Origin of the sequence: Bacillus sp. GbtcB14 (genome assembly GCF_019091205.1) — a bacterium.
GTDB classification, from domain to species: Bacteria; Bacillota; Bacilli; order Bacillales; family Bacillaceae_G; genus Bacillus_A; species Bacillus_A cereus_AG.
Genome location: NZ_JAGXJT010000001.1, coordinates 471767 through 479704 on the forward strand (window position 1 = coordinate 471767; position 7938 = coordinate 479704).

The window sequence follows — 7938 nt, forward strand, 5'->3', positions numbered from 1 at the left end:
TTTTCATCGCCTAAAGAAATATGGTTTATAATAGGATTAAGGCGCAATAGACTGGTTAATTGCAGGACAAGGTGAAAAATAAAAAAAGATAATTTCTTGTTTTGTGTAAATGTTTTTTATAATATTTGACATGTTGACAGATTATGAAATGAAAGTGAGTGATCCATGTGGATCTAACGCAAATTCAAAACCCTAGTTTTTTGAAAGATATGTCTATCGGTGAACTAGAGGGATTGGGTGAGGATATTCGTAAGTTTTTAATTGAAGAGCTCTCTCAAACAGGTGGACATATTGCACCTAATTTAGGTGTAGTAGAACTCACAATTGCTCTGCATAAATTATTTGATAGTCCGAAAGATAAATTTTTATGGGACGTAGGACATCAATCCTATGTACATAAAATTTTAACAGGACGTGCAAAGGAATTCGGTACATTAAGGCAATATCAAGGTCTATGTGGTTTCCCAAAACGTTGCGAGAGTGAGCACGATGTATGGGAAACTGGGCATAGCTCGACATCATTATCTGCTGCAATGGGAATGGCTCTAGCACGTGATTTAAAGAAAACGAAAGAATATGTTATACCAATCATTGGGGATGGTGCTCTAACAGGCGGAATGGCTTTAGAGGCATTGAACCATATTGGACATGAAAAAACAGACATGATTGTTATTTTGAATGATAATGAAATGTCAATTGCACCAAACGTTGGTGCGCTTCATAATGTGCTTGGACGTCTACGTACCGCAGGGAAATACCATTGGGTAAAAGATGAACTAGAGTATATATTGAAGAAAATCCCAGCAGTCGGTGGGAAAGTTGCTGCGACAGCAGAGAAAATAAAAGATAGTCTTAAATATTTACTAGTATCCGGTGTCTTTTTCGAAGAATTAGGCTTTACATATTTAGGTCCAGTTGATGGGCACGATTATGAAAAGTTATTCGAAACGTTGCAATATGCAAAGAAAACAAAAGGACCAGTACTTGTTCATGTTATTACGAAAAAAGGAAAAGGTTATAAACCAGCTGAGAGTGATGTTATTGGAACTTGGCATGGAACAGGACCTTATAAAATTGAATCAGGTGACTTCGTTAAGCCGAAAGAAGTTGCACCAGCATGGAGTGCTGTTGTTAGTGATACAGTACTTAAGCTAGCGAGAACGGATGAGCGTATCGTTGCAATTACACCTGCAATGCCTGTTGGATCGAAACTTGAGAAATTCCAAAAAGAATTCCCGGATCGTATGATTGATGTAGGTATTGCAGAACAGCATGCTACAACAATGGCGGCGGGTATGGCAACACAAGGGATGAAGCCATTCTTAGCGATTTATTCAACATTTTTACAAAGAGCATATGATCAAGTTGTTCATGATATATGCCGCCAAAATTTAAATGTCTTCATCGGAATCGATCGCTCTGGTTTAGTAGGAGCAGATGGTGAAACGCATCAAGGTGTATTTGACATCTCATTCTTACGTCATTTGCCGAATATGGTACTTATGATGCCGAAAGATGAAAATGAAGGGCAACATTTAGTATATACGGCGATGCAATATGAAGATGGACCAATCGCATTACGTTATGCGCGCGGTAATGGACTTGGTGTTCATATGGATGAAGAATTAAAGGCGATTCCAATCGGTACTTGGGAAACGTTAAAAGAAGGTACACAAGCGGCTATTTTAACATTTGGTACGACAATACCAATGGCAATGGAAGCAGCTGAGCGTCTTGAAAAGGCTGGAGTTTCAGTGAAAGTAGTGAACGCTCGCTTTATTAAACCGATGGATGAAGCATATTTACATGATCTCTTAGGAAAAAATATACCGATTTTAACGATTGAAGAAGCTTGTTTAATTGGTGGTTTTGGAACGGGAGTAGTTGAATTTGCGTCTGAGAACGGGTACCATAGTGCGTTAATTGAACGAATGGGTATTCCAGACCGTTTCATAGAGCACGGTAGTGTAACAAAATTATTAGAAGAAATTGGTTTAACGACAGATGCTGTTGTAGACCGTATTCATACAATGATTCCATCAAAACAAAAAAGGGCGTAACAAATGAGTGCAAAAAAAGAAAGAGTAGATGTACTATTAGTAGAGCGAGGACTTATAGAAACACGTGAGAAAGCAAAACGCGCCGTTATGGCCGGACTTGTATATGCGAATGAGATGAGACTTGATAAGCCAGGAGAGAAGATCCCACAAGATACAGAGATTACGGTGAAGGGACAAGTTATGCCGTATGTAAGCCGTGGTGGTTATAAACTTGAAAAGGCATTAGAGACATTTCACCTGGATTTACAAGATAAAGTTATGATAGATATTGGTTCATCAACTGGTGGCTTTACAGATTGTGCGCTTCAAAATGGAGCGAAATTATCTTATGCATTAGATGTAGGATACAATCAACTTGCGTGGAAATTGCGTCAAGATGAGCGTGTTGTCGTAATGGAACGGACAAACTTCCGTTACGTGACACCAGCAGATTTAGAACGTGGTTTACCGCAATTTGCTAGTATCGATGTTTCATTTATATCATTAAAGCTTATACTGCCGGTTTTAAAAACAATGCTTATGCCTAATGGGGATGTAGCAGCGTTAATTAAACCACAGTTTGAAGCTGGAAGAGAGCAAGTTGGGAAAAAAGGTATCGTTCGTGATCGAAAAGTACATGAGGCTGTCGTGGAAATGATTGTCGACTTTGCTATAAAAGAAGGATACGACGTAGAAGGTTTAACATTCTCACCAATTACGGGCGGGGATGGTAATATTGAATTTTTAATTCATCTGAAATGGCATGGTGAACGTGAGAATGGCGAAAATCATGCTCCAGTTTCTGTTGAGCAAGTAGTTACAGAGGCGCACGATGTCCTAAAACAAAAAGGAAAAGGGGAATAACATATGTTGTTCCTCTTTTTGTTGTAATTGTATAATGATTGTAAAAACAATTGTGTACAAGTAACGAATTATAAGTTAACATAAATAAGTGAAGTATACCAATGTTTAAACTATGGTAAGAGATAGTGTGAGGTGCAAATGTATGAATAAAGGTCAGCGCCATATTAAAATCAGGGAAATTATTGCGAACAAAGAAATTGAAACACAAGATGAATTAGTTGATATTTTACGTAATGAGGGATTTAATGTAACGCAAGCAACAGTATCGCGCGATATTAAAGAACTGCACTTAGTGAAAGTGCCATTACATGATGGGCGCTATAAATATAGCTTGCCAGCAGATCAACGATTTAACCCGTTACAAAAATTAAAACGCAATCTAGTGGATTCATTTGTAAAATTAGACACGGCAGGACATATGCTTGTGCTAAAAACATTGCCTGGTAACGCTCATTCACTTGGAGCACTTATTGATCATTTAGAGTGGGATGAGATCATCGGAACCATCTGTGGTGATGATACTTGCTTAATTATTTGCCGTACACCTGAAGATACAGGTGTTGTCTCTGATCGTTTCTTAAATATGCTGTAATAAAAAAATCTTGTTTGCTTTCCTCTGTAAAGTGGAAGGTGAACAGGATATTTTTATTGGTTAAAAACGTGAATTTTTAATTGTAATATAATATTTTCTTTGAATAAAATTAGAAAATAGGTGGATTGACCCGTAAAACAAATGTTTGGTACAATGGAGCGGTTAGAAAAGTAATTTATACATACAAACATATAGTATGACTATTTGAATAAAGAACTGAAAAAAGCCCTTAATAGGGGATTAGTTTATAACGAGGTGAATGGGGCATTGTTATCGGAATTATCGATTAGAAACTTTGCTATTATCGAGGCATTAAATATTTCTTTTCAAAAAGGGTTAACGGTTTTAAGTGGTGAAACAGGGGCCGGAAAGTCGATTATTATCGATGCGATTAGTTTACTTGTAGGTGGCCGTGGTTCAGCGGAATTTGTTCGATACGGAACAGAAAAGGCTGAGATAGAGGGGCTATTTTATGTAGAAGATGATAAGCATCCGTGTATTGAAAAGGCAGAAGAGTTGGATATAGAAATAGAAGATGGCATGATTATTTTGAAGCGTGATATCGCTGCAAACGGAAAAAGTGTATGTCGTGTAAATGGGAAACTGGTTACCCTTAGTATATTAAAGGAAATTGGAAAAACACTTGTTGATATTCATGGGCAGCACGAAACACAAGATTTAATGAATGAAGAGCGTCATATGTTTATGCTTGATCATTTTGATGGAGATCGCATTGTTAAACAATTGGGTATATATCAAAATGTATACGCTGACTATGAAAAGTTAAAGAAACAGTTAAAATCGTTAAGTGAAAATGAACAACAAATGGCGCATCGCTTAGATTTAATTCAATTCCAGCATGAAGAAATCAGTAAAGCGGATTTAAAGATGGATGAAGAAATTGAATTAACTGAAGAACGATTACAAATTTCTAATTTCGAAAAAATTTACAAAGCATTAGGCGATGCATATCGCTCGTTAAGCGCTGACGGACAAGGGTTAGATAATGTACGAAGCGCAATGGGACAAATGGAGAGTATTACACATTTAGATGAAGTGTATCAAGAAAATCATGATTCAATTGCAAATAGCTACTACTTATTAGAAGAAGTTGCATATCAACTTAGAGAAAAGCTCGATATGATGGAATATGATCCGAATCGTTTAGACGAAATTGAAACGCGTTTAAATGAAATTCGTATGCTAAAGAGAAAATATGGAAATACTGTAGAAGAGATTTTAGCGTATGCTGATAAAATTGAACAAGAAATTTTTACAATTGAAAATAAAGACGTTCATATTGAAACGACGAAGAAGCAGTTGAAGGAATTAGAAAGTGTTATTCTGAAAGAAGCAACTTTGTTAAGTAATATGCGTCATGACCTTGCGGAGCATCTTACAAATGCCATTCATCAGGAATTAAAAGAACTATATATGGAGAAAACAAAATTTGAAGTGAGAATCATGAAGCGAGAAGGAAATGCTGAAGAGCCTCTTGTGGAGGGAGCCCCGGTAAGACTTACGGCGGATGGCTACGATCATGTGGAATTCTATATTTCAACAAATCCAGGTGAGCCACTAAAACCACTTTCAAAGGTCGCTTCTGGCGGAGAGTTATCTCGTATTATTTTAGCTTTAAAAAGCATTTTTTCTAAGCATCAAGGTGTTGCATCTGTTATTTTTGATGAAGTGGATACGGGTGTAAGTGGTCGAGTTGCACAGGCTATTGCGGAAAAAATTTATCGAGTGTCAGTAAACTCGCAAGTACTTTGTATTACGCACTTACCTCAAGTAGCTTCAATGGCGGATTCACATTTATTTATTCGAAAACAAGTAGCGAATGATCGGACAATTACATCAGTTACCGTTTTAACTATGGAGGATAAAGTAACGGAAATAGCTCGAATGATTTCTGGTGTGGAAATTACAGATTTAACGACAGAACACGCGAAAGAATTACTTACGCAAGCGCATCATTTTAAACAGACAGCAGAGGCTATCCAGTAATGGATAGCTTTTTTTCTCAAATGATGATTTCTTAATTCTTCCGGTTATAAATAAAGCACTGCAAGGAGAGATTAAAAAGTGAAGCCAAGAGGCTGAATGTGGGGTAGGAGCGAGGAGAGTGAACAAATTGAGATTAGAAAGATTTCGCAAAATAATAGGTCTTTGTCTCCTTGTTTCTTTAGTTTTTATTGGGTGTTTTAAACCGCTTCGGACGTTTATTTCATCTCCGAAGCAACTTGTTGTTTTTGAAGGGCAACAATCAGAAATAGCGTCATTACCAGTTTTTAAAGCTTCATCTACAGATAGTCATGTGTTTACAGTAAGTTCAAATGAACAAAAACAAGGACTTATGGTAAATTCTCATCAAAATGGTGAAGCAGATATGGTGTTTCAGCTTGCTGGTTTTCCAGTGAAAAAAGTAAATGTGAAAGTATTGAAAGATTTCAAAGTTATTCCAGGTGGACAATCAATTGGTGTGAAGTTAAACACAAAAGGGGTACTTGTTGTAGGCCATCATTTAATTCAAACTGAAAAAGGGAAAGTATCTCCTGGTGAAACAGCTGGTGTGCAAATTGGAGATATGATTACTGAAATTAATGGTAAAACAATTGAAAGAATGAGTGATGTAGCACCATTTATTCATAATAGTGGTGAAACAGGCGAACCGCTTAATCTTGTTTTGTTAAGAGATGGGAAACATATCCGCACGAAGTTAACACCACAAAAAGACAGTGGAGAATCGTCTTATCGCATTGGTTTATATATTCGTGATTCGGCAGCTGGAATTGGGACAATGACATTTGTTCATCCTGATTCCATGAAATATGGGGCACTTGGTCATGTCATTTCTGATAACGATACGAAAAAGCCGATTCAAGTCGAAGATGGACAAATTATGCGTTCAACAGTTACATCAATTGAAAGAGGTAGTCATGGGAATCCAGGAGAGAAATTAGCGAGGTTCTCACCAGATCGTGAAGTGATTGGTAATATTACCATAAACAGCCCATTTGGTATATTTGGGAAATTAAATACAAATATACCAAATGGCGTAATGGATAAAGCAATGCCGATTGCACTATCTCATCAAGTAAAAGAGGGACCGGCAAAAATATTAACAGTTATTGATAAAGATAAAGTAGAAGCGTTTGATATTGAAGTTGTTAGTACAGTACCGCAAAAGTTTCCAGCTACAAAAGGCATGGTAATAAAAGTAACAGACAAACGTTTATTAGCGAAAACGGGTGGTATCGTACAAGGCATGAGCGGAAGTCCAATTGTACAAAACGGGAAAGTAATTGGTGCTGTTACACATGTATTTGTAAATGATCCAACATCAGGATATGGTGTTCATATTGAATGGATGTTACATGAGGCTGGAATTAACATTTATGAACAAGAAAGAAAAGCGAGCTAATTGCTAATTAGCTCGCTTTTCTTTTGAAAAATTCGTTGAAATTTTGTAAAAGCTCCGCAAGAGGTGTTTTTTGTTGTAAAATAAAAGAAAAGGGTTGAACGTTTCGTTGTATTTCTATGATGGAATGTGTTGCGAAAGGGAATAAATGAACGATAAACATATTTTTTTGTGATTTTATCGGAAAGTAACAAACTTTAAAAGGGAATTTTCACACAATTGTCGAACAATTCATGTAGCCTAGAAGGATACACATGTCGGAGAATCGATTCGGTAAGGGAGGAAAAGCTGTGGAGAAAATTAAAGTATGTCTTGTGGATGATAATAAAGAATTAGTATCAATGTTAGAGAGTTATGTAGCTGCTCAAGATGATATGGAAGTAATTGGTACTGCTTATAATGGTCAAGAGTGTTTAAATTTATTAACTGATACGCAGCCGGATGTACTTGTTTTAGACATTATTATGCCACATTTAGATGGTTTAGCGGTACTAGAGAAAATGCGACATATTGAAAGACTAAGACAGCCTAGCGTAATTATGTTGACAGCATTTGGACAAGAAGATGTGACGAAAAAAGCAGTTGACTTAGGTGCTTCATATTTCATATTAAAACCATTTGATATGGAGAATTTAACGAGTCATATTCGTCAAGTGAGCGGTAAGGCGAATGCTACCATTAAACGTCCACTTCCATCTTTCCGTTCAGCAACGACAATAGATGGAAAGCCGAAAAACTTAGATGCAAGCATTACGAGTATCATTCATGAAATTGGTGTGCCTGCTCATATTAAAGGGTATATGTATTTAAGAGAAGCAATTTCTATGGTGTACAATGATATCGAATTACTTGGATCGATTACGAAAGTATTGTATCCAGATATCGCGAAGAAATATAATACAACAGCAAGCCGCGTCGAGCGTGCAATCCGTCACGCAATTGAAGTAGCATGGAGTCGTGGGAATATTGATTCTATTTCGTCCTTATTCGGTTATACAGTATCCATGTCAAAAGCAAAACCT

Annotated in this window: 6 protein-coding genes; all 6 read left to right on the plus strand. The window is 36.8% G+C overall.

Annotated features, from left to right (window positions below):
- Positions 1-167 precede the first annotated feature (167 nt).
- Positions 168-2060 carry a 1-deoxy-D-xylulose-5-phosphate synthase gene (gene dxs / locus KVT31_RS02570; RefSeq protein ID WP_088097704.1) on the plus strand — a complete coding sequence of 631 codons (1893 nt, stop codon included), beginning with the start codon at positions 168-170 and terminating at the stop codon, positions 2058-2060.
- Positions 2061-2063: 3 nt separating this feature from the next.
- A complete protein-coding gene (locus KVT31_RS02575) occupies positions 2064-2903 on the plus strand; it encodes a TlyA family RNA methyltransferase (RefSeq protein WP_088097703.1) in 840 nt (279 codons plus the stop codon).
- 142 nt (positions 2904-3045) lie between these two features.
- Positions 3046-3495 carry an arginine repressor ArgR gene (argR, locus tag KVT31_RS02580; protein ID WP_001032581.1) on the plus strand — a complete coding sequence of 150 codons (450 nt, stop codon included), beginning with the start codon at positions 3046-3048 and terminating at the stop codon, positions 3493-3495.
- Positions 3496-3762: 267 nt separating this feature from the next.
- A complete protein-coding gene (gene recN / locus KVT31_RS02585) occupies positions 3763-5502 on the plus strand; it encodes a DNA repair protein RecN (RefSeq protein WP_088097702.1) in 1740 nt (579 codons plus the stop codon).
- Positions 5503-5620: 118 nt separating this feature from the next.
- Positions 5621-6919, plus strand: a complete 1299-nt coding sequence (spoIVB, locus tag KVT31_RS02590; protein WP_088097701.1) for a SpoIVB peptidase — start codon at positions 5621-5623, stop codon at positions 6917-6919.
- Between the two features lie 287 nt (positions 6920-7206).
- On the plus strand, positions 7207-7938 hold a 732-nt coding region (gene spo0A / locus KVT31_RS02595; protein WP_217613512.1), incomplete at its 3' end, for a sporulation transcription factor Spo0A.

Coding starts and splice junctions, on each gene's coding strand:
- argR (WP_001032581.1), top strand. CDS start 3,046: ATGAATAAAGGTCAGCGCCATATTAAAATCAGGGAAATTATTGCGAAC.
- KVT31_RS02575 (WP_088097703.1), top strand. CDS start 2,064: ATGAGTGCAAAAAAAGAAAGAGTAGATGTACTATTAGTAGAGCGAGGA.